The 25,925-nt window shown below is 67.9% G+C and carries 34 protein-coding genes and 1 tRNA gene; 3 read left to right on the top strand and 32 right to left on the bottom strand.

Annotation, left to right across the window (positions count from 1 at the left end):
* Positions 1–62: 62 nt before the first annotated feature.
* Both HYN04_RS05635 and HYN04_RS05630 read left to right on the top strand, forming a co-directional pair.
* Positions 63–138 (top strand) — tRNA-Lys (locus tag HYN04_RS05635).
* Between the two features lie 190 nt (positions 139–328).
* A complete protein-coding gene (locus HYN04_RS05630) occupies positions 329–1,627 on the top strand; it encodes an O-acetylhomoserine aminocarboxypropyltransferase/cysteine synthase family protein (RefSeq protein WP_110449854.1) in 1,299 nt (432 codons plus the stop codon).
* Between the two features lie 12 nt (positions 1,628–1,639).
* On the opposite strand, the gene HYN04_RS05625 is transcribed toward HYN04_RS05630, so the two are convergent.
* Both HYN04_RS05625 and HYN04_RS05620 read right to left on the bottom strand, forming a co-directional pair.
* A complete protein-coding gene (locus HYN04_RS05625; protein WP_110449853.1) occupies positions 1,640–2,392 on the bottom strand; it encodes a sulfite exporter TauE/SafE family protein in 753 nt (250 codons plus the stop codon).
* Positions 2,393–2,423: 31 nt separating this feature from the next.
* Positions 2,424–4,406: an acetyl-CoA carboxylase biotin carboxylase subunit gene (locus HYN04_RS05620; protein WP_110451309.1), complete on the bottom strand. Its 1,983-nt coding sequence runs from the start codon at positions 4,404–4,406 to the stop codon at positions 2,424–2,426.
* Between the two features lie 80 nt (positions 4,407–4,486).
* Between HYN04_RS05620 and msrB the strand changes: the two genes are divergently transcribed.
* The gene (msrB, locus tag HYN04_RS05615; protein ID WP_110449852.1) at positions 4,487–4,975 is read left to right on the top strand and encodes a peptide-methionine (R)-S-oxide reductase MsrB; all 489 of its coding nucleotides are present in this window, start codon (positions 4,487–4,489) and stop codon (positions 4,973–4,975) included.
* On the opposite strand, the gene HYN04_RS05610 is transcribed toward msrB, so the two are convergent.
* The 30 genes from HYN04_RS05610 to rplP all read right to left on the bottom strand — a co-directional run bounded on the left by HYN04_RS05610 (position 4,976) and on the right by rplP (position 25,916).
* Positions 4,976–5,461, bottom strand: coding sequence for a two pore domain potassium channel family protein (locus tag HYN04_RS05610; RefSeq protein ID WP_110449851.1), 486 nt, complete (start codon positions 5,459–5,461; stop codon positions 4,976–4,978).
* Positions 5,462–5,487: 26 nt separating this feature from the next.
* The gene (locus tag HYN04_RS05605; protein ID WP_110449850.1) at positions 5,488–7,020 is read right to left on the bottom strand and encodes an acyl-CoA carboxylase subunit beta; all 1,533 of its coding nucleotides are present in this window, start codon (positions 7,018–7,020) and stop codon (positions 5,488–5,490) included.
* 67 nt (positions 7,021–7,087) lie between these two features.
* On the bottom strand, positions 7,088–7,837 hold the full coding sequence (locus HYN04_RS05600; protein ID WP_110449849.1) for an ATP12 family chaperone protein: 750 nt from the start codon (positions 7,835–7,837) through the stop codon (positions 7,088–7,090).
* Between the two features lie 61 nt (positions 7,838–7,898).
* Positions 7,899–8,900 carry an RluA family pseudouridine synthase gene (locus HYN04_RS05595; RefSeq protein ID WP_110451308.1) on the bottom strand — a complete coding sequence of 334 codons (1,002 nt, stop codon included), beginning with the start codon at positions 8,898–8,900 and terminating at the stop codon, positions 7,899–7,901.
* Positions 8,897–9,280, bottom strand: a complete 384-nt coding sequence (crcB, locus tag HYN04_RS05590) for a fluoride efflux transporter CrcB (RefSeq protein WP_110449848.1) — start codon at positions 9,278–9,280, stop codon at positions 8,897–8,899. Before crcB ends, HYN04_RS05595 begins: the two co-directional genes overlap by 4 nt.
* Positions 9,277–10,032 (bottom strand): RluA family pseudouridine synthase, encoded by a 756-nt coding sequence (locus HYN04_RS05585; RefSeq protein ID WP_110449847.1) that lies wholly within the window; start codon positions 10,030–10,032, stop codon positions 9,277–9,279. Before HYN04_RS05585 ends, crcB begins: the two co-directional genes overlap by 4 nt.
* Before the next feature lie 66 nt (positions 10,033–10,098).
* The gene (pseH, locus tag HYN04_RS05580; RefSeq protein WP_199285998.1) at positions 10,099–10,701 is read right to left on the bottom strand and encodes a UDP-4-amino-4,6-dideoxy-N-acetyl-beta-L-altrosamine N-acetyltransferase; all 603 of its coding nucleotides are present in this window, start codon (positions 10,699–10,701) and stop codon (positions 10,099–10,101) included.
* Positions 10,698–12,014, bottom strand: coding sequence for a replication-associated recombination protein A (locus HYN04_RS05575; protein ID WP_110449846.1), 1,317 nt, complete (start codon positions 12,012–12,014; stop codon positions 10,698–10,700). The genes pseH and HYN04_RS05575 overlap by 4 nt, the downstream gene beginning before the upstream one ends.
* A 31-nt stretch (positions 12,015–12,045) precedes the next feature.
* Positions 12,046–13,458: a Do family serine endopeptidase gene (locus HYN04_RS05570; protein ID WP_110449845.1), complete on the bottom strand. Its 1,413-nt coding sequence runs from the start codon at positions 13,456–13,458 to the stop codon at positions 12,046–12,048.
* Positions 13,459–13,507: 49 nt separating this feature from the next.
* Positions 13,508–14,794: a TCR/Tet family MFS transporter gene (locus tag HYN04_RS05565; RefSeq protein ID WP_110449844.1), complete on the bottom strand. Its 1,287-nt coding sequence runs from the start codon at positions 14,792–14,794 to the stop codon at positions 13,508–13,510.
* Between the two features lie 32 nt (positions 14,795–14,826).
* Positions 14,827–16,077: an alkaline phosphatase family protein gene (locus tag HYN04_RS05560; protein WP_110449843.1), complete on the bottom strand. Its 1,251-nt coding sequence runs from the start codon at positions 16,075–16,077 to the stop codon at positions 14,827–14,829.
* Between the two features lie 81 nt (positions 16,078–16,158).
* Positions 16,159–16,575, bottom strand: a complete 417-nt coding sequence (rplQ, locus tag HYN04_RS05555; protein WP_110449842.1) for a 50S ribosomal protein L17 — start codon at positions 16,573–16,575, stop codon at positions 16,159–16,161.
* 45 nt (positions 16,576–16,620) lie between these two features.
* Positions 16,621–17,637, bottom strand: coding sequence for a DNA-directed RNA polymerase subunit alpha (locus HYN04_RS05550; RefSeq protein WP_110449841.1), 1,017 nt, complete (start codon positions 17,635–17,637; stop codon positions 16,621–16,623).
* Positions 17,638–17,716: 79 nt separating this feature from the next.
* The gene (rpsK, locus tag HYN04_RS05545) at positions 17,717–18,106 is read right to left on the bottom strand and encodes a 30S ribosomal protein S11 (protein ID WP_110449840.1); all 390 of its coding nucleotides are present in this window, start codon (positions 18,104–18,106) and stop codon (positions 17,717–17,719) included.
* A gap of 12 nt (positions 18,107–18,118) precedes the next feature.
* Positions 18,119–18,487: a 30S ribosomal protein S13 gene (gene rpsM, locus HYN04_RS05540; RefSeq protein WP_110449839.1), complete on the bottom strand. Its 369-nt coding sequence runs from the start codon at positions 18,485–18,487 to the stop codon at positions 18,119–18,121.
* A gap of 219 nt (positions 18,488–18,706) precedes the next feature.
* The gene (locus HYN04_RS05535) at positions 18,707–19,273 is read right to left on the bottom strand and encodes an adenylate kinase (protein WP_110449838.1); all 567 of its coding nucleotides are present in this window, start codon (positions 19,271–19,273) and stop codon (positions 18,707–18,709) included.
* Positions 19,274–19,330: 57 nt separating this feature from the next.
* On the bottom strand, positions 19,331–20,680 hold the full coding sequence (gene secY, locus HYN04_RS05530; protein WP_110449837.1) for a preprotein translocase subunit SecY: 1,350 nt from the start codon (positions 20,678–20,680) through the stop codon (positions 19,331–19,333).
* An 80-nt stretch (positions 20,681–20,760) separates the two neighbouring features.
* Positions 20,761–21,273 (bottom strand): 50S ribosomal protein L15, encoded by a 513-nt coding sequence (gene rplO, locus HYN04_RS05525; RefSeq protein WP_110449836.1) that lies wholly within the window; start codon positions 21,271–21,273, stop codon positions 20,761–20,763.
* Between the two features lie 89 nt (positions 21,274–21,362).
* Positions 21,363–21,542, bottom strand: a complete 180-nt coding sequence (gene rpmD, locus HYN04_RS05520; RefSeq protein ID WP_199285997.1) for a 50S ribosomal protein L30 — start codon at positions 21,540–21,542, stop codon at positions 21,363–21,365.
* A 2-nt stretch (positions 21,543–21,544) separates the two neighbouring features.
* Complete coding sequence (rpsE, locus tag HYN04_RS05515) at positions 21,545–22,147, bottom strand: 30S ribosomal protein S5 (RefSeq protein ID WP_110449834.1); 603 nt, start codon at positions 22,145–22,147, stop codon at positions 21,545–21,547.
* Positions 22,148–22,156: 9 nt separating this feature from the next.
* The gene (gene rplR / locus HYN04_RS05510; protein ID WP_110449833.1) at positions 22,157–22,513 is read right to left on the bottom strand and encodes a 50S ribosomal protein L18; all 357 of its coding nucleotides are present in this window, start codon (positions 22,511–22,513) and stop codon (positions 22,157–22,159) included.
* Between the two features lie 3 nt (positions 22,514–22,516).
* On the bottom strand, positions 22,517–23,050 hold the full coding sequence (gene rplF / locus HYN04_RS05505) for a 50S ribosomal protein L6 (RefSeq protein ID WP_110449832.1): 534 nt from the start codon (positions 23,048–23,050) through the stop codon (positions 22,517–22,519).
* Between the two features lies 1 nt (position 23,051).
* Entirely contained in the window at positions 23,052–23,447 is a 396-nt protein-coding gene (gene rpsH / locus HYN04_RS05500; protein WP_110449831.1) for a 30S ribosomal protein S8, read from the bottom strand.
* A 10-nt stretch (positions 23,448–23,457) separates the two neighbouring features.
* Positions 23,458–23,763: a 30S ribosomal protein S14 gene (rpsN, locus tag HYN04_RS05495; RefSeq protein WP_110449830.1), complete on the bottom strand. Its 306-nt coding sequence runs from the start codon at positions 23,761–23,763 to the stop codon at positions 23,458–23,460.
* A 21-nt stretch (positions 23,764–23,784) separates the two neighbouring features.
* Entirely contained in the window at positions 23,785–24,342 is a 558-nt protein-coding gene (gene rplE, locus HYN04_RS05490) for a 50S ribosomal protein L5 (protein ID WP_110449829.1), read from the bottom strand.
* Entirely contained in the window at positions 24,335–24,649 is a 315-nt protein-coding gene (rplX, locus tag HYN04_RS05485; protein WP_110449828.1) for a 50S ribosomal protein L24, read from the bottom strand. Before rplX ends, rplE begins: the two co-directional genes overlap by 8 nt.
* Positions 24,649–25,017 (bottom strand): 50S ribosomal protein L14, encoded by a 369-nt coding sequence (gene rplN / locus HYN04_RS05480; RefSeq protein ID WP_110449827.1) that lies wholly within the window; start codon positions 25,015–25,017, stop codon positions 24,649–24,651. The genes rplX and rplN overlap by 1 nt, the downstream gene beginning before the upstream one ends.
* A 13-nt stretch (positions 25,018–25,030) precedes the next feature.
* Positions 25,031–25,282, bottom strand: a complete 252-nt coding sequence (rpsQ, locus tag HYN04_RS05475) for a 30S ribosomal protein S17 (RefSeq protein ID WP_110449826.1) — start codon at positions 25,280–25,282, stop codon at positions 25,031–25,033.
* An 11-nt stretch (positions 25,283–25,293) separates the two neighbouring features.
* A complete protein-coding gene (rpmC, locus tag HYN04_RS05470; protein WP_110449825.1) occupies positions 25,294–25,488 on the bottom strand; it encodes a 50S ribosomal protein L29 in 195 nt (64 codons plus the stop codon).
* Positions 25,488–25,916: a 50S ribosomal protein L16 gene (gene rplP, locus HYN04_RS05465; RefSeq protein WP_110449824.1), complete on the bottom strand. Its 429-nt coding sequence runs from the start codon at positions 25,914–25,916 to the stop codon at positions 25,488–25,490. Before rplP ends, rpmC begins: the two co-directional genes overlap by 1 nt.
* Positions 25,917–25,925: the final 9 nt, after the last annotated feature.

Raw genomic sequence — 25,925 nt, 5'->3', positions numbered from 1 at the left:
TCGACGCGGTTTCCAGTATTTTCCGCGCCCTCGCCCCGGGGCCGCAAGGCGCCGTTCGGCGTGGGTGCATAGCTCAGTTGGTAGAGCAGCTGACTCTTAATCAGCGGGTCCAAGGTTCGAATCCTTGTGCACCCACCATCTTCCCGCCGGAAGCCCGGCAGAGGAAGGGTGGACAACCCCGGGTAGAATGGTCGGAGACCATCCCTCCACCCCAGGGTCGCCCCGGTCGCAGCCGGATTTTCTGAAACGCCCGCGCGGCCCGCTTGCTTGACCGCCTTCCGGCGACTGTTAGGACGGACGCCCCCGTCCTGCGCGCAAGGAGCCCGCGATGTCCGACGCCCCCCAGCATCCCGAAACCCTGGTCCTGCACGCCGGCTGGCGGGCTGATCCCACCACCGGGTCGGTGGCCGTGCCCATCCACCAGACCACCTCCTACCAGTTCCGCGACACCGGCCATGCATCGTCCCTGTTCGCCCTGCAGGAGCTGGGCAACATCTACACGCGCATCATGAACCCCACGACGGATGTGCTGGAGCAGCGCATCGCGGCCCTTGAAGGCGGCGTGGGCGCCCTGGCGGTGGCGTCGGGACAGGCCGCCTCGGCCTTCGCCCTTCAGAACCTGGCCCGGGCGGGGGACAATGTCGTGTCCTCAACCGCCCTCTACGGGGGCACCTGGAACCTGTTCGCCAACACCCTGAAAGACCAGGGTATCGAAGTCCGCTTCGTGGACCCGGCCGATCCTGAGAACTTCCGCCGGGCGACGGACGACCGGACCCGCGCCTACTATGCCGAGACCCTGCCCAACCCGAAGCTTGAGGCCTTCCCCATTGCAGAGGTGGCGGCGATCGGGCGGGAATTCGGCATCCCGCTGATCATGGACAACACCGCCGCGCCCCTGCTGGTCCGCCCCTTCGACCATGGGGCGGCCATCGTCGTCTATTCCGCCACCAAGTACCTGGGCGGACACGGCACTTCGATCGGCGGCCTGATCGTCGATTCCGGAAAGTTCGACTGGGAGAGCCGGCCCGAGCGCCAGCCCCTGCTCAACACGCCCGACGCCTCCTACCACGGCGCGGTCTGGACCCAGGCCGTGAAGCCGCTGGGACCCATTGCGTACATCCTGCGGGCGCGGGTCATCCTGCTGCGCGACCTGGGCGCGGCCCTGTCGCCCTTCAACGCCTTCCAGATCCTGCAGGGGGTCGAGACCCTGGCCCTGCGCATGGAGCGGCACTGCGCCAACGCCACGGCCGTGGCGGCCTGGCTGAAGGCCCGCAAAGGCGTCTCGCGGGTGATCCACCCCTCGCAGCAGACCGGCGAGGCCCGGGCCCGGGCGGATCGCATCATGAAGGGCGGCTATGGCGGCCTGGTCGGGTTTGAGCTCGAAGGCGGCGTCGAGGCTGGCCGCAAGTTCATCGACAACCTGAAGCTGCTGTACCACGTGGCCAACATCGGGGATGCCCGAAGCTTGGCCATCCATCCGGCCTCCACCACCCACTCCCAGCTCTCGCCGGAGGAGCAGGAGACCACCGGCGTGTCGGCGGGCTATGTGCGCCTTTCCATCGGCATCGAACACGTGGACGACATCATCGCCGACCTCGACCAGGCGATCCGGGCGGCCCTGGGCTGAACCCCAGGGGCGTCAGGCGGCGAGGAGGAGCCTCGCCGCCTGGGCCAGGTAGACGACGCCGATCCCGGTAACGATCCAGCGCGTCCAACGCCGGAAGCCTGCATCACTCATGCGGTCCAGTAGCCGCCCGCCCGCATAGGTCCCCACCAAGGACAGGGGAAGGGCCAGGAGCAGGATCCAGGGCGCAGGCATGCCCTCCCCGCCCGGCGCCAGCAGGGCCGCTCCATAGACGACGATCTTGGCGAGGTGGGCCAGGACCTGGGTCGCAGCCTTGGTCGCGACCACGGCGTGGCGGCTCAACGACGTGCGGACAAAGAAGATGTCGAGCAGGGGTCCCGCCACCCCGGCGGTCAGGTTGAGCCCCGTCACCGACACTCCCGCCAGGATGGCGTGGCCCGGCCGCTCTGCATCCAGGCGCAGGCGGTCCCCCGGAAGCCAGGTCAGGAGCGGCGTCAGCCCAAGGCAGAGATAGAGGAACGGTCGCGACGGCGTGAAGGCCAGGAGCAGGACCAGCCCGCACGCCGCCAGACTCCCCAGGGCGTAGGCGAGAAGGATGCGCCAGCGGACATGTTGGCGCTGAAGAATAGCGCGGGAGCCATTGGCGGCCAGCTGCAGGACGCCGTGCGTCACAAAGGCCGCCTGGACCGGGAGAAGGACCGCCAGCACCCCCATGAGGACGAGGCCTCCGGCCATGCCGAAGACGCTCGACAGGAGGGCCGTCCCGAAGGCCGCCGCCAGGAGGACAAGTGCAGCGGAGAGGCTCACGCCTGGACGGCTTCCGGACGACCGAGCCCTGTCACCCGAACTCTATCAGCACTTCGTCGGCGGCCACCGAGGCGCCGGCGGCCACGAGGACGGCCTTCACCACCCCGTCGCGCTCCGCCCGGATGATGTTCTGCATCTTCATCGCCTCGATGATGGCCACCTGCTCGCCCGACCGCACCGACTGGCCCGCCTCGACATCGAGGGTGACCACAAGGCCCGGCATGGGGGAGATGACCAGCTTGGCCGTGTCCGCCGCCTTCTTGGGCGGCAGCATGTCGTGCAGCTGGGCCGAACGTGGCGACAGGACGAGGATCCGGCTGGTCGCGGCGCGATGCCGGATAACATAGCCCTCGGCCGCCGGCTGGACGGCGCAGGCGAAGGCCCGGCCATCGAGAACGGCCCGGAAGACCGGCAGCCCGGGCCGCCAGTCAATGCCCGACAGGCTGAGGGCCCGCCCCTCTTCGAGGAGGTCGATCTTGAGCCCTCCGTCCGCGGTCTCGACCAGGACCGGCCGGTGTTCACCGGCGCCGATCACAATCCAGTCGTCGCGCAGGCGGCCGCCGGCGGCGCGTCCGGCGACGACCCGGTGCATGGCGCAGGCCACCGCGGTCATCAGGTCTTTCTGGAAGGCGTCCGGGACTGTCCCCTGGAAGCCGTCGGGGAACTCGTCCTTGATGTAGGCTGTGGAGATCCGGCCCGAGCGGAAACGGTCCTGGTCCATGACGGCGGCCAGGAAGGGGATGTTCTGGCCCAGCCCCTCAATGTGGAAATTCTCGAGGGCCTCGCCCATGGCGTCGATGGCGGCGATCCGGTCAGGCCCCCAGGTGGAGAGCTTGGAGATCATCGGGTCGTAGTACATCGAGATTTCGTCGCCCTCGCGAACCCCGGCGTCGTTCCGGACGAGGGTCCCGTCGGCGGACTCGCCCTCCTCAGGAGGGCTGTAGCGGACCAGCCGCCCGATCGAGGGCAGGAAGCCCCTGTAGGGATCCTCTGCGTAGATGCGGCTCTCCATGGCCCAGCCATTGATGGCCAGGTCGGCCTGGCTGAAGGCCAGGGGTTCTCCGGCCGCCGACCGGATCATCTGCTCGACCAGGTCTACGCCTGTGATCAGCTCGGTGACGGGATGCTCGACCTGAAGTCGGGTGTTCATCTCCAGGAAGTAGAAGCTGCGGTCCTGGCCCGCGACGAACTCCACCGTCCCGGCGCTGTCGTAGTTGACGGCCTTGGCCAGGGCGACGGCCTGGGCGCCCATGGCGGCGCGGGTCGCCTCGTCAAGCAGGGGAGAAGGGGCCTCCTCGATCACCTTCTGGTTCCGGCGCTGGATGGAGCACTCGCGCTCGAAGAGGTGAATGACATTGCCATGCTTGTCGCCCAGCACCTGGATCTCGATGTGCCGGGGGCTCTCGATGAACTTCTCAATGAAGATGCGGTCGTCGCCAAAGCTGGCCTTGGCCTCAGCGCGGACGGCGGGGAAGCCCTCCTCGACGTCCTGGCGGTTCCAGGCCACCCGGATGCCCTTGCCGCCGCCGCCGGCGGAGGCCTTGATCATCACCGGATAGCCGATGTCCTCGGAGATGCGGATGGCGTGGGCAGTGTCGTCGATCTCGCCGACATGGCCGGGAACGACCGAAACGTTGGCGCGCGCCGCGAACTTCTTGGACTCGATCTTGTCACCCATGGCCTCGATGGCGTGGGGATTGGGACCGATGAAGACGATGCCTTCGTCCGCAAGACGCTTGGCGAAGCCGGCGTTCTCGGAGAGGAAGCCGAAGCCGGGATGGACGGCCTCGGCGCCCGTGGCGCGGCAGGCCTCGACGATCTTGTCGGCCACCAGGTAGCTGGCCGAGGCCGGGGCCGGTCCGATGAAGACGCTCTCGTCCGCCATCTCCACGGCCATGGAGTCGGCGTCAGCCTCGGAATAGACGACCACGGTGGCGATCCCCAGGCGGCGGCAGGTCTTGATGATCCGCACGGCGATCTCGCCGCGGTTGGCAATGAGGATTTTCCTGAACATCAAGCGCCCCTTGATCAGTTCCCAGCAGGCGGCCGCATCAGGTGCTTCCACCCGCGACGTCCGGCCCCTAGATTACAGGCATGAACACGCCCGCAACCTCTCAGACTTCCTTCGACCTCACCCCACCGGACGCTGCGGAACGCAAGCGTCTTGAGTCCGGTCTCACGACCGAGGAGGCAGAGGTCCTGCTCCGACACGGCACCGAAGCGCCGTTCTGCGGAGGCCTTCTAAACAACAAGGCCGACGGGGTCTATTGCTGCCGCCTCTGCGCCCTGCCCCTGTTCCGGGCGGGGACCAAGTTCGAGAGCGGGACGGGCTGGCCCAGCTTCTGGGCGCCGATCCACCCGGCCCACGTGATCGGGGTTCGCGACACCAGCTACGGCATGCTCCGGATCGAGACCCGTTGCGCCCGGTGCGACAGCCACCAGGGGCACGTCTTCCCTGACGGGCCGCCGCCGACCCGGCTGAGATACTGCATCAACTCGGTGTCGCTGGAGTTCACGCCGGCGGACGGGGCCCTTCGCGATCCCCTGGGACGTGGCGACAGCCTTTCCGCGCTGGCCAGCTGATCAGTCGGGTTTCCGCGCCCGGCGACGGCGGGAAATGGCGCCCCTCTGGGCCTCGACCTCCTCCTCGTCGTTCATGAGGTGGTCGAGCAACTGGAAGAGGAAGGCCGTGGACCAGCCGATCAGCAGCATGCCGTTCACGCCCTCCAGGACCCCGACGAGCCTCCAGTCCGCCGGCATGAGGCCGGCCGCCTCGCCGATGGTCGAGTAGGAACTGGTGGAAATGAACAGGGCGTCCTCGAGGGTGTCGGTCAGGCCCATGAGCTCATAGGTCAGGGCGTACATCCAGATCTCCGCCCCGTGCACGACGAACAGGCCGAGCACCACGCCCAGGGGCACGATGACGCGGTCCAGGTGCACCAGGAGCAGGAAGCGCTCGAGATGCAGGCGCACGAGCCGGCGCAGCACCCCGAGCCCGACCAGGTGCATGACCACCGTGACCGAGACCAAGAGGGTCGAGAGGGCGAGCTGGGCGGCGAGGTTGTGCACTCAGGACCTCCCGGGCCGCAGCCCCGTCAAAGCGGAATGTTGTCGTGCTTCTTCCAGGGGTTGGAAAGCTCCTTGCCCCGGAGGTTGCGCAGGGCCCGGGCGATCCTGCGACGCGTGGAGTGCGGCGAGATCACATCGTCGATGTAGCCCCTGGAGGCCGCCACGAACGGATTGGCGAAGCGCGCCTTGTACTCGGCCTCCCGGGCGGCGATGGCCTCCGGATCGCCGATCTCGGAACGGAAGATGATCTCCACCGCGCCTTTTGAGCCCATGACGGCGATCTCCGCCGAAGGCCAGGCGTAGTTGATGTCGCCCCGGATGTGCTTGGAACTCATCACGTCGTAGGCGCCGCCGTAAGCCTTGCGGGTGATCAGGGTGACCTTGGGCACTGTGGCCTCGGCGTAGGCGAAGAGCAGCTTGGCCCCGTGCCGGATCAGCCCCCCCTGCTCCTGCTTGGTGCCGGGCATGAAGCCGGGCACGTCCACCAGGGTCACCAGGGGAATGTCAAAGGCGTCGCAGAACCGCACGAAGCGGGCGGCCTTGCGCGAGGAGTCGATATCGAGCACCCCGGCCAGGACCTGGGGCTGGTTGGCGACGATGCCGACCGTCGCCCCTTCCATCCGGGCGAAACCGCAGATGATGTTCTTGGCGTAATCTGGAGAAATCTCGAAGAAATCCGCCTCGTCGACAATCTTGAGGATCAGCTCCTTCATGTCGTAGGGCTTGTTCGGGTTGGCCGGCACCAGGGTGTCGAGCGAAGGCTCGGCGCGCTCGGCGTCGTCGTAGCATTCCCGCATCGGCGCCGCTTCGCGGTTGGAAAGCGGCAGGAAGTCGACGAGACGGCGCACCTGGGTCAGGGCCTCGAGGTCGTTCTCGAAGGCGCCGTCCGCGACGCCGGACTTCAGGGCGTGGACCCGGTAGCCGCCCAGTTCCTCGTGGGTGACCTCTTCATGGGTCACGGTGCGGACGACGTCCGGACCGGTGACGTACATGTAGCTGGTGTCCTTCACCATGAAGATGAAGTCGGTGATGGCCGGCGAATAGACGTCGCCGCCGGCGCAGGGGCCCATGATGACGCTGATCTGCGGGATCACGCCGGAGGCCAGGGTGTTCTGGAGGAAGATGTCGGCATATCCGGCCAGGCCGTCGACGCCTTCCTGGATGCGGGCGCCGCCGGCGTCAAAGAGGCCGATGATCGGGGCGCCGACCTTCAGCGCCTGCTCCTGGACCTTGACGATCTTGCGGGCGTGCGCGTTCGACAGCGACCCGCCGAAGACCGTGAAGTCCTTGGAGAAGACAAAGACCACCCGGCCGTTGATGGTCCCCCAGCCGGTGACGACGCCATCGCCGGCGACCTTCTGCTCGGCCATGCCGAAGTCCACGGCGCGGTGTTCGACGAACATGTCGAACTCCTCGAAGGAGCCTTCGTCCAGAAGCAGGTCGAGACGCTCCCGCGCGGTCAGCTTGCCCTTGGCGTGCTGGGCGTCGATGCGGCGCCCGCCGCCGCCGGCTCGCGCTTCCGAACGCCGCCGCTCGAGCTCTTCAAGGATTTCCTTCACCGCAGAACCCCGTGACGCATTGACGACAGGCGCAAAGCCCTAGTCGGAGCAGAGCCGGGGCGCAAGGTCACGCCGGGGAAACCGGACCTGCCTCCAGTCCCCGGAACCAGGCCTCCAGCATCCGGGCCTCCGACAGAAGGCGGGCCGTCCGCTCTGCAGCCTCCTCATCGATCCCCCACTGGGATTCCTGCCAGGCCTCATCGACGCGGGAGAGGGCGAAGGCGTCCTCGCCGCTGAACCAGCCGCGCCAGAGCCCAAGGGCCAGGACCGCTGACCCGAACAGGGGGACGCCAAAGGCCAGACCGGAAAGGGTGAAGTCGTCTGCAGACAGGGCGTGCCGCCGGACGGCCTCCAGGGCGTGAGCCGGCTGCTCCCGGTGCAGGATGCCCTGGGAGGGCTCAAGGGCCACCCCAAGCTCGGCCCGGGCGCGCTCGAGGACGGGGCCCCACTCGGCCGCCTGGCGGGCGCGAAGCCCCTCGGGGGCCTCGGCGGGATAGCAGAGCAGGTCATTGCCGGCGTAGCGGACGATCTGGTCGGCGACCGCCTCGCGGGCCGTGGGCACCGCCTCGAGGGCGGTGAAGGCCAGGCGGGTGGCGTGCATGACGGCCAGGTCCACATGCCGGGCCTGGGCCTCCCACTCCGCCGCCACCAGTTCTGCAAGGGCCCGGGTGGGGGCCAAGAGGGCGGCGCCTCGGGACGAGCGAGGCGGGCGACCGTCGAGCAGGACGCGCCAGCCCCCCTCCCCGGCCTCGACGGCCACCGTCTCGTAGAAGCGGCGGGGCTTCTCGCCCGGCTCGATGAAGCCCTTCTGGACCATGCTCAGATCTCCCGGAGTCCGTGCTGAATGCCGCTGGAGCCGAGGCGAGGCAAGCCCGCCGTCAGCCGCCTCGGCGCCCGCCGCGCCCCGAACGCCGGAACGGATCGGGATCGGCCTCCGAGGCCTCGAATCCAAAGCGGGTGAAGCCCGCCTTCATCTCAGGGCTCAGGGGGGCCTCCAGGACCAGGAGGCCGCCGGTGGGATGGGGCAGGCTCAGGCGCCGGGCATGAAGTTGCAGGCCCAGCCCCGCCGAAAGGGCCATCGACTCCGGGGTATTGTACTTGGGGTCCCCCAGGATCGGATGTCCCATAGCCAGCATGTGGGCGCGCAGCTGGTGGGTCCGGCCCGTGTGGGGCCGCAGGGCCATCCAGGAGACCCGGTCTCCTGCGCGCGAAATCAGGGTGAACTCGGTCTCAGCCGGTTCGGCGCGGGGATCCTTGAGCTCGGCGGGCACAACCAGTTCGCGGTCGCCCACGCCCTTCTTCACGAGGGGCAGGCTGAGGATCCCGTCCTGCGGTCGGGGGTGACCGAGGACCAGGGCCCAGTAGGTCTTCTCGGCCTTGCGACGGGCAAAGGCGCCGGCAAGGCGCGCTGCGGCGGCGGGGGTCTTTCCGGCCACCAGCACGCCGGAAGTGTCGCGGTCCAGGCGATGCACCAGGCGGGGTCGATCGAGCCCCTCCCCCCAGGCGGACAGGAGGCGGTCCACGTGGTTGCGGGTCTTGGTTCCCCCCTGCACGGCGAGGCCGGCGGGCTTGTTGAGGGCCAGCACCACCTCGTCCTCGTGCAGCACCAGGCTCCGGGCATAGGCGGCGTCGCGGGACGGCAGAGCGGGCCGGGGCGCATCGGCGGCCGGCGCATCCGGCAGGGGCGGAACCCGGACCTCGTCGCCGGCCTCGAGCCGGGTGTCCGGACGCACCCTGGCCCCGCCCACGCGGATCTGGCCCGAACGGGTGAGCTTCTGGATCTGGACCTGGGTCAGGTGCGGCCAACGCCGGCGGAACCAGCGGTCCAGCCGGACCCCGCCCTCCCCCGGGTCCACGGTCAGGGTGCGGACCTCCCTCATGCCGCCCACCGGCGCATGATCAGAAGCCCGAGGAAGACCGCCGCCGTGGACAGGAGGACGGACAGGAGGGCGTAGAGCCCAGCCTGGGCCCAGGCCCGCCGCTCGATCATCATGAGGGTCTCAATGGAGAAGGCCGAGAAGGTCGTGAAGCCGCCCAGGACGCCAACCCCGAGGAGGAGACGGACCCGCTCGCCCTCAGCCCCGGCGCGAAGGGCCAGCCATCCGGCCAGCAGGCCCATGAGGAGACCTCCCGCCAGGTTGGCGGTGAAGGTGGCCCAGGGCCAGCCGACGCCCGGCCGGGACAGGGCCTGGGACAGGAGGTAGCGCAGGACCGCGCCCGCGCCGCCGCCGGCCGCGACGAGCATGAGGTTGCCGCTCATGGGACGGTCGGTTCCGGGGGCGCCTGAAGGCCAAGTCCGGACAGGAGCCCGGCGAGGTCTTCCGGCGGCGGTGCGCGGAGCGTCATCTGTCCCCCTTCCGGGTGCGGGAACGTCAGGGCCCAGGCGTGAAGCATGAGCCTCGGCGCCGGCAGGCCCCCGACCATCAGGGCGCCTCCATACCATGCATCGCCGGCGATGGGACGCTGGATCGAGGCGAGATGGACCCGGATCTGGTGCATGCGCCCGGTGACCGGCGAGGCCTCCAGGAGGGCGGCGCCCTCAGTCTCCCCGAGGGTCCGGTAACGGGTCTCTGAGGCCTCTGCGTCGGGGGCGTCGGGTGCGCAGACCTGCATCCGGGCCTCGCGCCCGGTTTCCACCCGCCGCAGGGCCGCCGTGATCCGGCCCGACGGAGGGACAGGAGCCCCCGGCGTGACCAGGGCCAGGTAGGCCTTGCGGATCTTCCGCGCCATCATGGCCTTGCCCAGGAAGCTCGCCGCCGGCTGGGTGCGGGCCGCCAGGATCACCCCTGAAGTGTCGCGATCCAGGCGGTGGATCAGCCGTGGGCGCGCCTTGCCGGGCCGGGCGAAGGCCCACAGCATCTCGTCCAGTGTCACGACCTGCCCTCGCCCGCCCTGGCTCGACAGGCCCGCAGGCTTGTTGAGAGCCAGGATGTGGGCGTCCTCGTGGAAGACCAGGGACCGGACAAGGTCGACCTGTTCAGGGCTGAGGGGGACGGGTCGAAGGGGTTTCACCGCGCCATTTAGCGGAGTTGATGGCCCTCCGTCACGCGCGGGTCCAACCGTGGGCTACGTCGGATCTCAGTCCGTCGCCTCAAGAACGATATCGAACCGGTCCAGGATCTCCTGGATCCTGGCGCGCACGGAGTCCCGGCCAGCCAGCCAGTGCTCCCGGGTGAGCCCCAGGAAATGCACACCCACCCGCACGCCCGCCTTCACCAGGTTGGATCGGCGGAAGCCTTCCTCCTGGAAGAGGAATTTTCCATGCATGCGCACCACGGCAGGATTGGTCTCCAGGACCTCGCAGTTCAGCTTTTCCAGACCCAGGTCCCCGAAGACGAATTCCAGCAGGTGGTATTCAAGGGCTGCGCCGAGCCCGCCTCGCGCCTCCGGGGCCAGGTAGAAGGCCCAGTCGGCCCTGAGGTGGATGCGGTCGATGGCCGTAACGCTGACCAGGCCGGCAACCTCCATCTCCGGTGCAAGGACGACGAAGATGCGCCGGCTTTCGTCCCCAACGAGCCCGGACAGCCATCGCGCGTGCTCGTCCTCGGAGATGATGTGGTCTGTGTACATCGCCCCGCGGATCGCGGGATGGTTGCGCAGGCCCCTCAGCGCCTCGGTCTGAGAGGCGGTGCACTGCCCAATGGGGCGGAGAAGTATGCGCTTCGGTTCCGGCCCGCTCACGATCGCTCCCCACCCTGCCGCTTCGCGCGCATGCCGGACCAGCGCTCCAGCCGCTCGCGCACCCGGGCCTCAGAGCCCTCGCCCCGCGGCTCATAGAAGGTCCGGCGGCTCATCCCTTCGGGGAAGTAGTCCTGCCCGGAGAAGCCCCCCTCGGCGTCGTGGTCGTAGACATAGCCCTCGCCGTAGCCGAGCGACTTCATCAGGCGGGTCGGGGCGTTCAGGATGTGGGCGGGCGGCGGCAGCGACCCGGTCTCCCGCGCAGCCTTACGGGCGCGGCTGAAGGCCGAGTAGACGGCGTTCGACTTGGGCGCACAGGCCAGATGAAGGGTCAACTGGGCGAGGGCGAGTTCGCCCTCGGGCGAGCCCAGGTGCTCGTAGGCTTCCCGTGCGGCGTTGGCCAGGACGAGGGACATGGGGTCCGCCGAGCCGATGTCCTCCAGCGCCGCCCGGACCAGCCGGCGGGCGATGAAGAGCGGCTCCTCACCCCCCTCGAGCATGCGGGCGAGCCAGTAGAGGGCGGCGTCGGGGTCAGAGCCCCGGATCGACTTGTGCAGGGCGGAGATGAGGTTGTAGTGCCCTTCGCGGTCCTTGTCGTAGGCCGGGCTGCGTTTCTGGAGGAGGCGCCCTAGAGCGGCCGGATCCAGGGGTGTCGCCGAGTCGATGCCGAAAAGCGTCTCAGCCAGGGTCAGCAGGTAGCGTCCATCGCCATCCGCCAGGGCGACCAGGGCCGAACGGGCGGCGTCGGTGAGGGGAAGCGCCCGCCCCTCGGCGGCCTCGGCGCGCGCCAGGAGGGCTTCCTGGGCGGGCTCGTCCAGCCGCCTCAGGACGAAGACCTGGCAGCGGGACAGGAGGGCGCCGTTCAGCTCGAAGGACGGATTCTCGGTGGTGGCCCCGACCAGGGTGATGACACCCTCCTCCACCCAGGGCAGGAAGCCGTCCTGCTGGGCCCGGTTGAACCGGTGGATCTCGTCCACGAACAGGAGGGTGGCCTGCCCGGCCTGACGCCGGAGGCGGGCCTGCTCGAACGCCTTCTTGAGGTCCGCCACCCCGGAGAAGACGGCGGAGATCTGCTGGAACTCATAGCCCGCCGCCTGGGCCAGCAGGCGGGCGATGGTGGTCTTGCCGACCCCCGGAGGGCCCCAGAGCACCATGGAGGCCAGACGGCGGCTGGCCGCCATGCGCCCAATGGGGCCTTCAGGCGACAGGAGGTGATCCTGGCCCGCCACCTCGCCCAGGGTCCGCGGCCGCAGGCGCTCTGCCAGCGGCGCAGGGTTGGGCGGCGTCAGTCCCGCAGCTTCGAACAGGTCGGCCATGACGGCAGACTAGCGGCTTCGCAGGGCCGGGTCAGGTCCGGAAATTGGCTGTGATCTCGCGGTCGCCGCGCAGAATCGTGACCTGCCAGGCCGGCGCCGGCGCCGACAGGGCCGCGCGCAGGTCTGCGACCGTCCCGATCTCGCGGCCATTGACCCGCCGGACAACATCCCCGGGACGCAGGCCGGCGTTCATGGCGAACCCGCGGGAGATGTTGAGGACGAGGACGCCGCGCGCCAAGAAGGGATCCACGCCGATCTCGTCCGCCACGGCAGGCGAGACGTTGACCACGGTAGCCCCCTGGAAGGGATTGCGACCCTCGACCTGCCAGTCGTCCCGCGCGGGGCGGTTGGGCGGGGTCTCGGCGCGGAGGCTGGCGGTCATGAGCCCGGCGCCCCGGCGGACACCAAGCTTGAGCACCTCGCCGGGACGGGCGGCGCCCACGGCGAAGGACACGGCGGCGGGGTCCGCTGCGGGACGGCCATTGACGGAGAGGATGATGTCGCCTGACTTCAATCCGGCGCGTTCGGCAGGACCGCCCGGCCAGATGTCGGCCACCAGGGCGCCCTGGGGCGTGTCCAGACCCAGGCTGCGGGCGATGTCCGGCGTCACCGGCTGGGTGCGGGCGCCCAGCCAGGAGCGGACGAGGACATGGCCGCCCCCGGCGGCGGCCTCGACCACACGGCGCACCATTGCCGCGGGGATGGCGAAGCCGACCCCGGCGGAACCACCGGACCGGGAGACGATGAAGCTGTTTACGCCGATCAGGTCCCCGTCCATGTCGACCAGGGCCCCGCCCGAATTGCCCGGATTGATGGCGGCGTCAGTCTGGATGTAGGTCATGGGGCCGCCCTGGGGATCGGCCGCCCGGTTCAGGGCCGAGATGATCCCGTTGGTGACGGTCTGCCCAACGCCGAAGGGATCGCCGATGGCCAGCACCAGGTCCCCGACCTGGGCCTCGTCGGAGTCGTCGATGGGCATGACCGGCAGGCGCTCGGATCCGACATCGATCTTGAGGACCGCCAGGTCGCCCCGAGGATCGACAAGAAGGACCTTGGCCGGGAACTCCCGGCGGTCAGAAAGAGCGACCGTGATCTCCTGCCCGCCCTGGATGACGTGGTTGTTGGTGATGATGATCCCGTCCGCCCGGACGATGACCCCGGACCCGAGGGAGCCTTCCACCCGGCTGGGCGGCACCCCCATGCCGAACATCTGCCAGAAGGGGTCGACCTGCTGACGGACCACCCGCTTGGCCGAGATATTGACCACGGCCGGCGCCGCGCGCCGAACCACCGGCGCGAACGACGCCTTCATGTTCAGGGCGTCGGAGGGGGCCGCCCGGGTGGGCTGGGCCAGGGGCGGCGGCTGGGCTTCCGAGCGGCTGGTGGGTCCCGAACAGGCGGCCAGGAGGACGATGGCCGGGACAAGAAGGCGGTGAAGACGCATGGGACTCCTCACGAGACGTCCTTCCTGATCCCCCAGCTTTCCGGCGCAATCATGGCGGCGGGCCGGCGGCGGGAGACGGCGCATCGTTGCGGCCATAGCGCCAGGCGACGCCCAGGGCGATGAACATGAGGGCCGAGGCGATAAGGATGGGAAGGCCTGGCCAGGCCGACAGCGCCGGGTGCCGCAGGGCGTAGGCGAAGCTTCCGCCGAACAGGAAGGGGCCGATGATGGTGGCGATGCCCGACAGGCTCTGGTTGGCGCCCTGCAGGCGCCCCTGGACCTCGGGACCCACCCTTCGCGACATCAGGCCCTGGAGGCCGGGAGCCAGGAGGTTGCTGAGGGCGAAGACCGGCGCCGCTGCAAGGTAGGCGATGCCGGTCGGGGCCAGCCCGTAGGCGAGGAAGCCCAGGGCTGCGCCCGCGCAACCGATCAACAGGGCGCCCCGCTCGCCCAACCGGCGAACGATGGGGCCCACGGCGAGGGTCTGCATGAGGATTCCCAGGCCGCCGGTCAGGAACATGGTCAGGCTGATGGTCTGGATGTCCCAGCCGTAGCGGTGACCTGTGTAGAGGACGAAGATCGCCGGCAGGACGTTGTGGGCGATCTGAAACAGGAAGCCCACCGTGGCCAGGCCGACCAGCCGGCCCTGTTCCCGCAGGAATTGGAGCGATCCCACCGGATTGGCGCGACGCCAGTCGAACCGCGCGCTGCGCTTCTCCGGCGGAAGGGACTCGGGGAGGACGAACAGGCCGTAGAGGAAGTTCAGTAGGGCCAGTGCGCCAGCTACGGCGAAGGGCAGCCGGATGGCGAAGTCCCCGACGAGGGACTCCATGAAGGGTCCCGCCAGCAACCCGCCCAGGACCGGGCCGATCAGGAAGCCGAAGCCGAAGGACGCGCCCATGAACCCGAAGTACCGCGCCCTTTGCTCCGGCGGGGTGACATCTGCGACATAGGCGTTGGCGGTCGAGAAGCTGGCCGCCGTCATGCCATTCACGATCCTCGCCACGAAGAGCCACATCAGGCTGGGCGCAAAGACCAGGAAGAGGAAGTCGAAGGCGAGGCCCAGGAAGGAGATCAGGAGCACCGGACGGCGTCCGATCCGGTCCGACAGCACTCCAAGTATGGGACCGAAGACGAACTGCATCAGGCCCCAGACGGCCCCGAACATCATTTGCCACTCGGCCGCAGAAGCGGTGTCCCCGCCTGCGAACTCCTTGATGAGCGCCGGCAGGACGGGGATCGTCACGCCGAACGAGACTGCATTCAGGAGCGCGGACGCGAAGATGAAGCCGAACGCGGCCTTACGGCCGGCGGGCGCGGTGTCGGAGGTGTTCATGCCTTGGGGTCCCCTGCCCTGACCTTGGCCCCTTACGGTGCGTCCCGCAAGGCGCCCGGAGCGAGGGCGCGGCGCGTGACGCTGTCATTCCCGTCGACACGCATTGGCGGAAGGTCGAGCAGGCGGATGAGAAGCGGGTGGACATGAATGTTGTCGAAGGCGGGCACGACGACGCCTGAACGGAAGCCGGGACCATTGGCGATGAAGAGGCCCGCCATCTCGGGATCGCGTGGATCGTAGCCATGGGCGCCGCCGGCCTGGACAGGACGACGGGCAAGGGCCGCCCGGGTCAGGATCAGCCAGCCAGGCCTCGCCAGGCAGACGAAGGGGGGAACCCGAGGGTGGCTTCCATAGTGCAGGGGCTCCGGGATATCCGCCTTGGCCCAGCAGTCGGCCTGGGGGTGGGGGTGGCGCAAGGCCCTGCGGATCTCGGCCTCCCGACCGGGCAGGGCCGCGAAGCCGGCGGACGAGCCCTGGGTGACGAGCTCGAAGGATCCCGCCGGGACCAGGGCTTCGAGTTCAATCACGCGGTCCGGGGAGGTCGCCCTCATGCCATGATCCGCCGTCACGACGAGATTGACCTTCAGGCCCAGGCGCTCCAGCCCGGCGACCAGGATCCCGATGGCCCGGTCAATCCGGGCGATCGAGGCACGGGTGACCTCGGACTCCGGGCCGTATTGGTGCCCGACCGTGTCGACGTCGTCGAAGTAGAGGGTGGCGAAGTCCGGCCGCTCGCCAGCGGGGCGGCCCATCCATTCCAGCAACCGGTCGACCCTCGCCTCCGCCGGCATGGATTTGTCATAGGTCAGCCAGGTCCCTGGCCGGACACCACGGATGTCGGATTCCGAGCCCGGCCAGAAAAGGGTGGCGGTCTGCAGGCCAGCCTTCTCCGCGGTCACCCAGACGGGTTCCGCCCCATCCCACCAGAAGCGGTCATTGGTCTCGCTGCGGTTGGACATGGTGTAGGTGACGCCCGGCCGGCGGGCATCCCGCATCACGTTGTCGACCATGCCGTGGTGATCCGGGCGGAGACCGGTGACCAGGGTGTAGTGGTTCGGAAAGGTCAGGCTGGGAAAAGAGGGACGCAGTCCCTCCGCCCGGACGCCCCGTTCAGCGAGGCTGTCCAGGACCGGAGTGGATCCCTTCCCCAGGTAGTCCGCCCTGAAGCCGTCTATGGACACCAGTATGACCGGCTCCCGGGCCAGGGCGGCGGCGGGGAGCATGAAGGCCAGGGCCAGGGCGAAAACGGCCCTGATGGCGCGGAGGGGCAGGATGGAAATCATGCCTGACACTGCCCGGGTCAACGCCAAAAAAGAAGACCCCGGCGCAAGCGCCGGGGTCCCCGAATTCGCAGGAGATCGCCGTCAGGCGTCGGCGAAGGCCGGAGCCTGGACCGGACCAGAGTCCTTGCCCTTTTCAGCCGGATCGCGATCGACGAACTCGATGACGGCCATGGCCGCATTGTCGCCATAGCGGAAACCCGCCTTCAGCACCCGGGTGTAGCCGCCGCGGCGCTCGGCGTAGCGCGGACCCAGGGTGGCGAACAGCTTGCCCACCTGTTCCACGTCGCGGATCTGGCTGATGGCCTGGCGACGGGCGTGCAGGTCGCCGCGCTTGGCCAGGGTCACCAGCTTTTCGACCACGGGCCGAAGCTCCTTGGCCTTGGGCAGGGTGGTGACGATCTGCTCGTGCTTGATCAGGCTCGCGGCCATGTTGGCGAACATGGCCGTCCTGTGGGCACTGGTCCGTCCCAGCTTGCGGTGCGCATTTCCGTGGCGCATGGCGGTCTCTCCTCGGGAGCGGGGCGTCTCTCGACGCGCCGCGGATTACATCTGGTCTTCGAACTTCTTGGCCAGTTCCTCGATGTTCTCGGGGGGCCAGTTGGGAACGTCCATGCCGAGATGCAGGTTCATGCCGGCCAGCACTTCCTTGATCTCGTTCAGCGACTTCCGACCGAAGTTCGGCGTGCGGAGCATCTCCGCCTCGGTCTTCTGGATCAGGTCGCCGATGTAGACGATATTGTCGTTCTTCAGGCAGTTGGCGGAGCGGACGGAAAGCTCCAGCTCGTCCACCTTCTTGAGCAGGGCCGGATTGAAGGGCAGCTCCGGCTTGGAGTCCGCATCGGACTTCTTCTTGGGCTCCTCGAAGGTGATGAAGATCTGCAGTTGGTCCTGCAGGATCCGCGCCGCGTAGGCGACGGCGTCCACCGGCGAAACGGCGCCGTTGGTCTCCACCTCGATGATGAGCTTGTCGTAGTCCAGGCTCTGGCCCTGGCGGGTCGGCTCGACGCGGTAGGCGACGCGCTTGACCGGGGAATAGAGGCTGTCCACGGCGATCAGGCCGATAGGTGCGTCCTCGGGACGGTTCATCTCGGCGGGGACATAGCCCTTGCCGTTCTGGACCGTGAACTCCATCCGCACGCTCGCGCCCTCGTCGAGGGTGCAGAGCACGTGGTCCGGGTTCAGGATCTCGATGTCCGAGCCCGTCTCGATCTGGCTGGCGGTCACGGGGCCAGGGCCCTGGGCGCGAAGCGTCATGCGACGGACACCTTCCGCGTGCATGCGGAGAGCCAGTTGCTTGATGTTCAGGACGATGTCGACGACGTCCTCGCGGACGCCCTCGAGCGAGGAGAACTCATGCACCACGCCGTCGATCTGGACGGCGGTGACGGCCGCGCCCTGGAGCGATGACAGGAGGACCCGACGCAGGCTGTTGCCCAGGGTCACGCCGAAGCCGCGCTCGAGGGGTTCGGCCACCAGCCGCGCCTTGCGGGCGGGGTCGGCGCCAAGCTCGATAGCCGGCTTCTCGGGACGGGTGAGTTCGTTCCAGTTTCTTTCGATCACGGATGAATGTCCCTCGAACGCAGGATCGCCGGACGCGAATGGCGCGGTCCGGCGAAGGAGAAATGCGGTGGTATGCTACTCAGACCCGACGCCGCTTCGGCGGACGGCAGCCGTTGTGCGGAATCGGAGTGACGTCGCGGATGGTGGTGATGGTCATGCCCACCGACTGCAGGGCCCGCAGGGCGGACTCGCGCCCCGAACCCGGACCGGAGACGTTGACCTCCAGGGTCTTCACGCCATGCTCGGCCGCCTTGCGACCCGCATCCTCGGCCGCCATCTGGGCGGCGTAGGGCGTGGACTTACGGGAGCCCTTGAACCCCATCATGCCAGCGGACGACCAGGAGATGGCGTTCCCCTGAGCGTCCGTGATGGTGATCATGGTGTTGTTGAACGAGGCGTTCACGTGCGCCACGCCGGAGGTGATGTTCTTGCGTTCGCGCCTTTTGACGCGAGCCGGTTCCTTGGCCATCGCTTGTTTCTCTTACTTCTTCTTGCCGGCGATCGGCTTGGCCGGACCCTTGCGGGTGCGGGCGTTTGTGTGGGTGCGCTGGCCGCGGACCGGCAGGCCCTTGCGGTGACGCAGGCCGCGGTAGCAGGCCAGATCCATCAGCCGCTTGATGTTGACCGCGGTGTCCCGGCGCAGGTCGCCCTCGACCGTGTAGTCACGGTCGATGGTCTCACGGATTTGCAGGACCTCCGCGTCGCTCAGCTGGTTGACGCGGCGGGAATCCTCGATTCCGACCTTGCGCACGATCTCGGAGGCCTTGGCCTGGCCGATGCCGTGGATGTACTGAAGCGCGATGACGACGCGCTTGTTCGTAGGGATGTTTACGCCGGCGATACGGGCCACGTCTGATGCTCTCCTGGTCACGCAAAGATGCGCGAGCGTCGCCCTGACCGGGTCAATAGGCCAGAACGTCCCTCGCGCGTTTCGCGGAAGCGCCTCGTGTATGGAATAGTTCCCTCCGCGTCAATGGCATGGGCGCCATTTTTCAGCAGCAGGCTCTATCCTTGAGGAACGCCTCCGACGGGCCGGGGGCCACCCTGGCCCCGGTCCCCTTACCTCTCCTCAGAGACGCCCGAGGGCGTCGTCGATGCCGGCGGCCACGGAGTCGATCGACCCCATGCCGTCGATCTCCAAAAGCTTCCCGGCGTCCGCGTAGTAGGGAATCAAGGGTGCAGTCTGGGCGTTGTAGGCGTCCAGCCGGACCTTGAAGCTGTCGGGATTGTCGTCGGGGCGTCCGGATTCCGCGAAACGGCCGGCGATGCGCTGCGTCAGCGCGGCATCATCCACCTTCAGCCGGATCACCAGGTCGATGGCCGCCCCCCTGCCCTTCAGCATGGCGTCCAGCGCCTCGGCCTGGGCCAGGGTCCGGGGAAAACCGTCAAAGATGGCGCCGCCCGCGGCCTCGGCCTCAGGAAGACGGTCCTCGATCAGGGCGATCACGATCTCGTCTGTGACGAGTTCACCCCGCTGCATGACGCCTTCGACCCGCTTGCCGAGTTCGGAGCCCGACGCGATCGCCGCACGGAGCATGTCACCGGTGGAGAGCTGAACCATGTTGCGGGTCTCGACGAGCCGCTTGGCCTGGGTGCCCTTCCCCGCCGCAGGCGGGCCGAAAAGGATTAGGTTCATGATGCGCCGCTCCCCGTCCTCAGGCCCTGTCCCCGGCCCGTGTTTTCGCCTGAAGGCCTAGCGTTCCCGACCGCCACGAAGGCGCGACTTGCGGATCAGCCCCTCGTACTGGTGCGAAAGGAGATGTGACTGGATCTGCGTCACCGTGTCCATCGTCACGCTGACCACGATGAGGATGGACGTGCCGCCCAGGTAGAAGGGCGCCTTGTAGAAAGCGATCAGGGCCTCGGGCAGCAGGCAGACTGCTGTGATGTAGGCGGCGCCGATCACGGTGAGGCGGGTCAGGACATGGTCAAGGTAAGCGGCCGTGCGCTTGCCCGGGGAAATGCCCGGCAGGAAGCCGCCGTACTTGCGCAGGTTCTCCGCGGTCTCCTCCGGATTGAACACGATCGACGTGTAGAAGAAGCAGAAGAAGACGATCAGGGCGCCGTAGAAGATCATGAAGACCGGCTGCCCGTGCTGCAGCTGGGCGACCGCACCGGGCAGCCACTGCAGCCACTGGGGCAGGTTCGCCGTGGCGAGGAAGCCCATGGCCGTGGCCGGCAGGAGCAGGAGCGACGAAGCGAAGATCGGCGGGATCACCCCGGCGGTGTTCACCTTCAGGGGCAGGAAGGAGCTCTCGCCGCCGAACATGCGGTTGCCCTGCTGGCGCTTGGGATACTGGACCAGGATCCGGCGCTGCGAACGCTCCATGAAGACGATGGCGAAGATCACCGCGATGGCGAGGAGGAAGATCATCACCCCGCCGAAGCTGGAGACCTGGCCCGTCCGCATCACGGTCAGCAGCTGCATCACGCCGGTCGGGAGACCGGCGACGATGCCGGCGAAGATGATGAGGGAGACGCCGTTGCCGACGCCGCGGCTGGTGATCTGCTCGCCCAGCCACATGAGGAGCATGGTGCCGCCGGTCAGGGTGACCACGGTCGAGAGGGTGAAGAACGGCCCCGGGTTCACGACCAGGCCAGGGCTGGCCTGGAGGCTTGCCGCGATGGCCGCCGCCTGGACGACGGCCAGGACCACGGTCAGGTAGCGCGTATACTGGTTCAGGGTCTTGCGACCCGCCTCCCCGCCTTCCTTCCGAAGCTTCTCCCAGGGCGGATAGATGGCCCCCAGAAGCTGTACGATGATGGAGGCGGAGATGTAGGGACCGACGTTCAGGGCGAAGACGGCCATCCGCTCGACGGCGCCGCCGGAGAAGAGGTTGAACATCCCGAGGATGCCCTGCGACTGACCCTTGAAGGCCGCCGCGAAGGCTGCAGCATCGATCCCGGGGATCGGCAGGTAGGTCCCGAGCCGGTAGACCACCAGCACGATCAGCGTGAAGTAGATCCGCTTGTGAAGTTCGGTCGCCTTCTGGAAGGCGCCGAAGTTCATGTTCGCGGCAAGCTGCTCAGCGGCCGAAGCCATGGGACGCCCTCACTGGTGACCAGTCCAAGATAGGGTGCGGCCGGCGGACTGTCAGCCCTTGCCGGTCGCCGACCGCGGGATCAGGCGCGGACCTTCTTCTGGAGCTTGCCCTTGGGCTCACCCGTGTCGACGGGGGCGGTGGTGATGACCGAACCGCCCGCCTTCTCGACCGCGGCCTTGGCCGCCGCAGAGGCGGCGTACACGGTGAGGTTGAGCTTGGCCTTCAGTTCGCCCTTGCCCAGCAGCTTCACGCCATCGAGCTCGCGGCGGATCACGCCGGCGGCCACGAGGGCGGCGGCGTCGACGGGAGCCTTGGCGTCCAGCTTGCCCGCGGCCACGGCCTGCTCCAGGCGCCACAGGTTCACTTCCGCGAACTCCAGGGCGAAGGGATTGTTGAAGCCGCGCTTGGGCATCCGCATGTGAAGCGGCATCTGGCCGCCCTCGAAGCCAGCGATGGAAACGCCGGTGCGGGACTTCTGGCCCTTGACGCCGCGACCGGCGGTCTTGCCCTTGCCCGATCCGGGGCCACGGCCGACACGCATGCGGCCCTTTACGGAACCGGGACGGGGGGCGAGTTCGTTGAGCTTGGTCATGGGGCGCCTCTCTCCTGAGATCTGTCGCCGGGCGCAGGCCCGACTCGGCTTTGACGGGGTCGACGGCAGGCCCGAAGGCCCGCCGGAAGTCAGGCGGGCACCACCTCGACCAGGTGGTGGACCTTGGCGATCATGCCGCGCACCGAGGGCGTGTCTTCAAGGGTCGAGACACGACCAATACGGTTCAGGCCCAGGCCGACGAGGGTCGCGCGCTGGTCCTTCTTACGGCGGATCGGGCTGGCGATCTGGCGAACGGTGACCGTAGCCATTTTCATTCTCCGTCAGCAGCGGCCGAGGCGCCGTCGGCGCGACGACCGATGACATCGGCGACCTTCTTGCCCCGCTTGGAGGCGATCTGGCGCGGAGAAGACTGGGCCTTCAGCGCCTCGAAGGTCGCACGGACCATGTTGTAGGGGTTGGAAGAGCCCACCGACTTGCCCACGACGTCCTGGACGCCCAGGGTTTCAAGGACCGCGCGCATCGGGCCCCCAGCGATGACGCCGGTGCCGGGAGGGGCGGAACGGACCATCACCTTGCCCGCGCCCCAACGGCCAGCGCCGTCGTGGTGCAGGGTGCGGCTCTCGCGGAGCGGCACGCGGATCATGGTCTTCTTGGCCTCTTCCGTGGCCTTGCGGATGGCCTCGGGGACCTCGCGGGCCTTGCCGTGACCGAAGCCCACCCGGCCCTTCTGGTCTCCAACCACCATGAGGGCGGCGAAGGAGAACCTACGGCCACCCTTCACGGTCGCCGCGACGCGGTTGATGTGAACCAGCTTCTCGACGATGTCGGATTCGGCGCGCTCCTCGACGGGGGCGCCCCGGTCCCGGCCGCGGCGTTGACCGCCTTCGCCACGCTGTTCGTTTCCACGAGCCATCAGTTACCCCTAGAAGTTCAGGCCGGCTTCACGCGCGGCGTCGGCAAGGGCCTTGACCCGGCCGTGATAGATGTAGCCGCCCCGGTCGAAGACGACTTCCTTGACGCCCTTTTCCAGGGCGCGCTGGGCCACGAGGGCGCCGATCCGGGCCGCAGCGGCCTTGTCGGAGCCCTTCTGGGGCGCATCACCCTCGAGGGTCGAGGCCGAGGCGAGCGTCACGCCGTTCTCGTCATCGATGACCTGGGCGTAGATGTTCTTGGACGAGCGGAACACGGACAGGCGCGGCCGGCCGTTGGCCAGCTTGCGGAGCCGGATGCGGGTGCGCTCGGCGCGCCGCTTGGCGGAGTCACGGGTGGAGACAGCCATGGCTTACTTCTTCTTGCCTTCCTTGCGACGGACCTTCTCGCCGAGATAGCGAACGCCCTTGCCCTTGTAGGGCTCGGGGGGACGAATCCGGCGGATGCGGGCGGCGATCTCGCCGACCGCCTGCTTGTCGATCCCGCTGATCCTGATTTCGGTCTGCTTGGGAACCGCGAAGGCGATGCCTTCAGGCGGAGGCAGGTCGACCTCGTGGCTGAACCCGAGCTGCATGTTCAGGGCGTCGCCCTTCATCTGCGCACGGTAGCCGACGCCGACCAGTTCCAGAACTTCCTCGTAGCCGGCGGAAACGCCGACCACCATATTGCTCACCAGGGTGCGAGACAGGCCCCACATGGCCTGGGCGCGGGTGGTGTCCACACGCTTTGCCAGGACCAGCTCGGCGCCTTCCTGGCGAAGCTCGATCTCTTCCGGCAGGGTCCAGGACAGTTGCCCCTTGGGCCCCTTCACCGCGAGGGCCTGGCCATCGATGGTAACCGTCACGCCAGCGGGCGTAGGAACCGCCTTCTTTCCGATCCGGGACATGTCAGTACACCCGCAGCAGGACTTCGCCGCCCACGTTGGCGTCACGCGCCGCCGAGTCGGACATGACGCCCTTGGGCGTCGACAGGACAGAGATGCCCAGGCCGTTCTTGATCGGCTTCAGGTCCTTGATGGACGAGTAGACGCGACGGCCGGGCTTCGAGACACGCCGGATCTCGACGATCACCGGACGGCCGTCGAAATACTTCAGCTCGATCTCGAACTCGGGGAAGGCGCCGGGCTTTTCCACCAGCTGGTAGCCGCGGATGTAGCCCTCCTCGGCCAGCACGTCGAGCACGCGCGCGCGCATCTTCGAAGCCGGGCAGGCAACCTTGGAACGTCCGCGGGTGGCGGCGTTCTTGATACGGGCGATCATGTCGCCGACGGGGTCGTTCACCATGGGACCCTCCTCACCAGCTCGACTTCACGAGGCCAGGAATCTGGCCCTGGGAACCCAGTTCGCGCAGGGCGATCCGGCTCATCTTCAGCTTGCGGTAGTAGGCGCGCGGACGGCCCGTGACCTCGCAGCGGTTACGGATCCGGACCTTCGACGAACTGCGGGGCAGCTCGGCGAGCTTGAGGCGAGCCTCAAAACGATCCTCGAGAGGCAGGCTCTCGTCATTGGCGATCGCCTTCAGCGCCTCACGGCGCGCGGCGTAGCGCTGGACGAGCAGCTTGACCTTCTCGTTGCGGTTGACGGCGCTCTTCTTGGCCATGTTACCTTTCCTTCCCGTCCCTTAAGCGTTGAACGGGAACTGGAATTCCCGAAGAAGCTGGCGAGCCTCCTCATCGGTCTTCGCAGTCGTGGCGACGATGATGTCCATGCCCCACAGTTGATCGATCTGGTCGTAGTTGATCTCCGGGAACACGATGTGCTCCTTCAGACCCATGGCGTAGTTGCCGCGACCATCGAAAGAGGTGGGCTTGAGGCCCCGGAAGTCCTTCACCCGCGGCAGCGCGATGGTGATGAGACGGTCCAGGAACTCATACATGCGATCCTTGCGCAGGGTGACCTTGGCGCCGATCACCATTCCCTCGCGCAGCTTGAAGCCGGCGATGGAGTTGCGGGCCTTGGTCGTGACCGGCTTCTGGCCCGCGATCCGGGTCAGGTCGGCGATCGCGGCCTGGACCTTCTTGGAGTCAGCCACGGCCTCGCCGATGCCCATGTTCAGGACAATCTTGTCCAGGCGCGGGATCTGCATCTCGTTGGAATAGCCGAACTTTTCCTTCATCGCCCCGCGGATGCGCTGGCGATACTCGGTCTTCAGCCGCGGCTCATAAGCTTGCTCAGCCATTGATGACCTCGCCGGTGGTCTTGGCCACGCGGACCTTCTTGCCGTCCTCGACCCGGAAACCGACGCGAGTCGGCTTGCCCTTGGAGTCGACGATGGCGACGTTGGAGACATGGAGGGCGGCCTCGCGGGTGCGGATGCCTCCCTGGGGATCAGCCTGGGTGGGCCGGGTGTGGCGCTGGATCATGTTGATCCCCTGCACGACCACCCGGTCTTCCTTGGGCAGGACCTTCAGGACAGCGCCCTGGCGGCCCTTGTCCTTGCCGGTCAGGACCACGACGCGGTCCCCCTTCTTGATCTTCGCGGCCATTACAGCACCTCGGGGGCGAGCGAGATGATCTTCATGTGGTTCTTGGCGCGAAGTTCACGCGGAACCGGTCCGAAGATGCGGGTGCCGATCGGCTCGCTCTGCTTGTTGACGATCACGGCGGCGTTGCGGTCGAACCGGATCAGCGACCCGTCCTTGCGCTTGATCGCCTGCGAGGTCCTGACGACGATTGCCTGCAGCACGTCGCCCTTCTTCACGCGGCCACGCGGAATGGCTTCCTTAACCGAGACGACAATCTTGTCGCCAACGCCGGCGTAGCGGCGACCCGCGCCGCCAAGGACCTTGATGCACATGACACGGCGGGCGCCGGAGTTGTCAGCGACTTCGAGGTTGGTCTGCATCTGGATCATGGATCAGCCTCCCTCAGGACGCCTGCGAAGCGCCTGCCTTAGGCAGGACTTCCCAGGTCTTGGTCTTGGAGCGCGGAGCGCACTCGATGATGCGGGCGAGATCGCCCGCCTGGTAGACGTTGCCCTCGTCATGGGCATGGTACTTCTTGGACCGGCGGACCGGCTTCTTCAGCACCGGATGCAGGAAGGTGCGCTCCACCTTCACAACGACGGTCTTGTCGCCCTTGTCGGAGACGACAACGCCTTCAAGGATGCGTTTCGGCATGTTCGTACTCCCTAGGCCGTGGCCTGGCGGCTGCGCAGGACGGTCTTGATCCGGGCGATGTCCTTGCGGATCTCCCCGGCGCGATGGGTCTTGTCGACCTGGCCCGTGGCCGCCTGGAAGCGCAGGTTGAACTGCTCCTTCTTCAGGCTGAGCAGGCTCTCGGCCAGCTGGTCAGGGGTCATGGCCCTAAGGTCTTCGGTCTTCATCACGCGTGCTCCGCGACAGCGTCGATGCGGGTGACGATACGGGTCTTCACCGGCAGCTTGGCGGCGCCGAGACGCAGGGCCTCACGGGCGATGTCGTCCGGCACGCCGTCGATCTCGAACATGATCCGGCCAGGATGCACCCGGGCGGCCCAGTACTCGACCGAACCCTTGCCCTTGCCCATCCGCACTTCGGCCGGCTTGTCCGTGACCGGAACGTCCGGGAAGATCCGGATCCAGACCCGGCCCTGACGCTTCATCTGGCGGGTGATGGCCCGACGGGCGGCTTCGATCTGGCGGGCGGTGATCCGCTCGGGTTCAACCGACTTCAGTCCATAGGAGCCGAAGTTCAGCGTGAAGCCGCCCTTGGCAGTCCCATGGATCTTGCCCTTGAACTGCTTGCGGTACTTGGTCTTCTTCGGGGAAAGCATGGCTGTCTC

The organism is Phenylobacterium parvum (assembly GCF_003150835.1).
Taxonomy (GTDB): domain Bacteria; phylum Pseudomonadota; class Alphaproteobacteria; order Caulobacterales; family Caulobacteraceae; genus Phenylobacterium; species Phenylobacterium parvum.
This window is presented reverse-complemented; position numbering and strand designations above follow the sequence as displayed.

Excerpts from the sequence above, each read along its gene's own strand:
- rplE (WP_110449829.1), bottom strand. The coding sequence starts at position 24,342 with ATGGCTGAGCAAGCTTATGAGCCGCGGCTGAAGACCGAGTATCGCCAG.
- rpmD (WP_199285997.1), bottom strand. The coding sequence starts at position 21,542 with ATGGCTACGGTCACCGTTCGCCAGATCGCCAGCCCGATCCGCCGTAAG.
- HYN04_RS05565 (WP_110449844.1), bottom strand. The coding sequence starts at position 14,794 with ATGAACACCTCCGACACCGCGCCCGCCGGCCGTAAGGCCGCGTTCGGC.
- rpsN (WP_110449830.1), bottom strand. The coding sequence starts at position 23,763 with ATGGCCAAGAAGAGCGCCGTCAACCGCAACGAGAAGGTCAAGCTGCTC.
- rplN (WP_110449827.1), bottom strand. The coding sequence starts at position 25,017 with ATGATCCAGATGCAGACCAACCTCGAAGTCGCTGACAACTCCGGCGCC.
- rpmC (WP_110449825.1), bottom strand. The coding sequence starts at position 25,488 with ATGAAGACCGAAGACCTTAGGGCCATGACCCCTGACCAGCTGGCCGAG.
- rpsK (WP_110449840.1), bottom strand. The coding sequence starts at position 18,106 with ATGGCCAAGGAACCGGCTCGCGTCAAAAGGCGCGAACGCAAGAACATC.
- rplQ (WP_110449842.1), bottom strand. The coding sequence starts at position 16,575 with ATGCGCCACGGAAATGCGCACCGCAAGCTGGGACGGACCAGTGCCCAC.
- HYN04_RS05630 (WP_110449854.1), top strand. The coding sequence starts at position 329 with ATGTCCGACGCCCCCCAGCATCCCGAAACCCTGGTCCTGCACGCCGGC.
- HYN04_RS05595 (WP_110451308.1), bottom strand. The coding sequence starts at position 8,900 with ATGAGGGAGGTCCGCACCCTGACCGTGGACCCGGGGGAGGGCGGGGTC.
- HYN04_RS05620 (WP_110451309.1), bottom strand. The coding sequence starts at position 4,406 with ATGTTCAGGAAAATCCTCATTGCCAACCGCGGCGAGATCGCCGTGCGG.
- crcB (WP_110449848.1), bottom strand. The coding sequence starts at position 9,280 with ATGAGCGGCAACCTCATGCTCGTCGCGGCCGGCGGCGGCGCGGGCGCG.
- HYN04_RS05600 (WP_110449849.1), bottom strand. The coding sequence starts at position 7,837 with ATGGTCCAGAAGGGCTTCATCGAGCCGGGCGAGAAGCCCCGCCGCTTC.
- HYN04_RS05535 (WP_110449838.1), bottom strand. The coding sequence starts at position 19,273 with ATGAACCTAATCCTTTTCGGCCCGCCTGCGGCGGGGAAGGGCACCCAG.
- msrB (WP_110449852.1), top strand. The coding sequence starts at position 4,487 with ATGAACACGCCCGCAACCTCTCAGACTTCCTTCGACCTCACCCCACCG.
- rpsH (WP_110449831.1), bottom strand. The coding sequence starts at position 23,447 with ATGGTGAACGACCCCGTCGGCGACATGATCGCCCGTATCAAGAACGCC.
- HYN04_RS05570 (WP_110449845.1), bottom strand. The coding sequence starts at position 13,458 with ATGCGTCTTCACCGCCTTCTTGTCCCGGCCATCGTCCTCCTGGCCGCC.
- rplP (WP_110449824.1), bottom strand. The coding sequence starts at position 25,916 with ATGCTTTCCCCGAAGAAGACCAAGTACCGCAAGCAGTTCAAGGGCAAG.
- rplF (WP_110449832.1), bottom strand. The coding sequence starts at position 23,050 with ATGTCCCGGATCGGAAAGAAGGCGGTTCCTACGCCCGCTGGCGTGACG.
- rplX (WP_110449828.1), bottom strand. The coding sequence starts at position 24,649 with ATGGCCGCGAAGATCAAGAAGGGGGACCGCGTCGTGGTCCTGACCGGC.
- rpsE (WP_110449834.1), bottom strand. The coding sequence starts at position 22,147 with ATGGCTCGTGGAAACGAACAGCGTGGCGAAGGCGGTCAACGCCGCGGC.
- rplR (WP_110449833.1), bottom strand. The coding sequence starts at position 22,513 with ATGGCTGTCTCCACCCGTGACTCCGCCAAGCGGCGCGCCGAGCGCACC.
- HYN04_RS05560 (WP_110449843.1), bottom strand. The coding sequence starts at position 16,077 with ATGATTTCCATCCTGCCCCTCCGCGCCATCAGGGCCGTTTTCGCCCTG.
- HYN04_RS05575 (WP_110449846.1), bottom strand. The coding sequence starts at position 12,014 with ATGGCCGACCTGTTCGAAGCTGCGGGACTGACGCCGCCCAACCCTGCG.
- rplO (WP_110449836.1), bottom strand. The coding sequence starts at position 21,273 with ATGACCAAGCTCAACGAACTCGCCCCCCGTCCCGGTTCCGTAAAGGGC.
- secY (WP_110449837.1), bottom strand. The coding sequence starts at position 20,680 with ATGGCTTCGGCCGCTGAGCAGCTTGCCGCGAACATGAACTTCGGCGCC.
- rpsQ (WP_110449826.1), bottom strand. The coding sequence starts at position 25,282 with ATGCCGAAACGCATCCTTGAAGGCGTTGTCGTCTCCGACAAGGGCGAC.